The 1,555-nt window shown below is 55.8% G+C and carries 2 protein-coding genes; one reads left to right on the top strand and one right to left on the bottom strand.

Going from position 1 to position 1,555, the window contains the following annotated elements:
• The first annotated feature begins 168 nt into the window (after positions 1-168).
• Positions 169-1,149: a replication protein RepA gene (locus tag JI65_RS16870; protein ID WP_242457289.1), complete on the top strand. Its 981-nt coding sequence runs from the start codon at positions 169-171 to the stop codon at positions 1,147-1,149.
• 101 nt (positions 1,150-1,250) lie between these two features.
• On the opposite strand, the gene JI65_RS17220 is transcribed toward JI65_RS16870, so the two are convergent.
• The coding region (locus tag JI65_RS17220) for a hypothetical protein (RefSeq protein ID WP_207106110.1) at positions 1,251-1,555 on the bottom strand (305 nt) is incomplete at its 5' end.

The raw sequence follows: 1,555 nt of genomic DNA, 5'->3' as shown, positions 1-1,555 counted from the left end.
TTTTTCTTACGGGCGGGCGGGGCGGAATTCCGGGGTGCCCCCAGAGCCGAATAGCGGGCCGTAGACGCGTCCGTTTCGCCTCGGTCGGGTAATTTGTCAAAAATCGCCAGAAAATCGCTCTATGACAATCCTAGGCCCCTTAAAACCAATTTTTTTCCGGAGTGACGCATGGAAATTCACAGACAGGATGAATTCGGGGAGAGAGACTCGCTCATAGACAGCATGTTCGCCCTCGAGGAGAAAAGACAGGAGAAGAAGCTCCTGTCGTACATACCCAGCTTCTTCACCACGGCCTCGCTGCCGTTCAGGAACGTGAAGAGCCCGGTGTTCGTCCGGAGGGGGAGCAACGGGGTGACACTGAGGCTGACGGCACCGAGGAACGTGCCCTTCGGCAAGTACGGCCGACTCCTCCTCTCACTCCTGACGACGCACGCCGTCCTCTCCAGGGAGAAGGACTGCCAGGTCGAGATACGCTACGAGAAGCTCGGCGACATGCTAAGGGAGCTGGAGCTGCCGAAGTCTCGCGGCAGGGAGATTAGGGAGCAGCTTGAGTGCTTCAGGAACGCCACGTTCTCGTTCGAGCAGCGGGTCGTCGAGAGGGTGAAGGCGAGCGAGGTCGCGCAGATATACGGTGAGGGCGAGGCACCTCCGAAGGACGTCACGGTTACCACTCACTCCACCGGAAACATCCGCTTCACGTCCGGGGTCCAGTACCGGGAAGTCGACGACGGCTCCCGGTCAAACAAGTTCGGCGCGTTCAGGATAGTCCTTTCGCCCGAGTTCGCCTCCTTCTGCCAGACGCACGCCGTGCCTATCGACTACAACGTGTACAAGGCGATCGACAGCGCCGCGGGTAAGGACATATATGCCTGGCTCGTCTACAGGAACAACGCGATCGACTCCCCCGTGTTCGTGCCCAGGTCGCGCCTCGTTGAGCAGTTCCTTCCGCTGAGCCCTAGGGCTCACCCGAACCAGGAGGCGGTCAACTACGCCAGGATCCTGGAGGAGCTCAAGAAGATTAGGGAGCGCTACTACCCTCAGGTCCGCTACGTCGTGGACCCGGACGGCAAGGGCGTCACCCTGTGCAGGAGCCCGACCCCGGTCATAAGCGAGGACGTCAGGTACGCGCTCATAACTTCAGACATCTGAGGCGAGTTATCCACATTTTTTTTGTGGATAACTGAGTTTTCCACATTTTTGCTCGCCCTATTATTAGTTTAAATATTATTAGTTTAAATTATTAGAATATATTAGAAGAAACTATCAAAGGTGTTACCAAAAAAAATCAAAGGTGTTACCAGAGCGATTTTCCGTTTCCGCGGAAGCCCGATTTTATTGGCTCCGCGGGTTTCCACAAAAAAATCAAAGGTGTTACCAGAATTCGGGGTTTTCCACACGAAAATGTGGAAAAATCGCCCCTTGGTAGACAGAATACCGGAAAAGTTTTCCACATCGGCGGGGCGCGATTTTTTCGGTGGAAAACTGCTGCTGGGGTATGCGTTCGGGGGCGAAAAAAAAGGGCCCCCTCGCAAGCTCTTGCGAGGGGGCCCTCCGG

The organism is Treponema zioleckii, from assembly GCF_014737315.1.
Lineage (GTDB): Bacteria > Spirochaetota > Spirochaetia > Treponematales > Treponemataceae > Treponema_D > Treponema_D zioleckii.
This window is presented reverse-complemented; position numbering and strand designations above follow the sequence as displayed.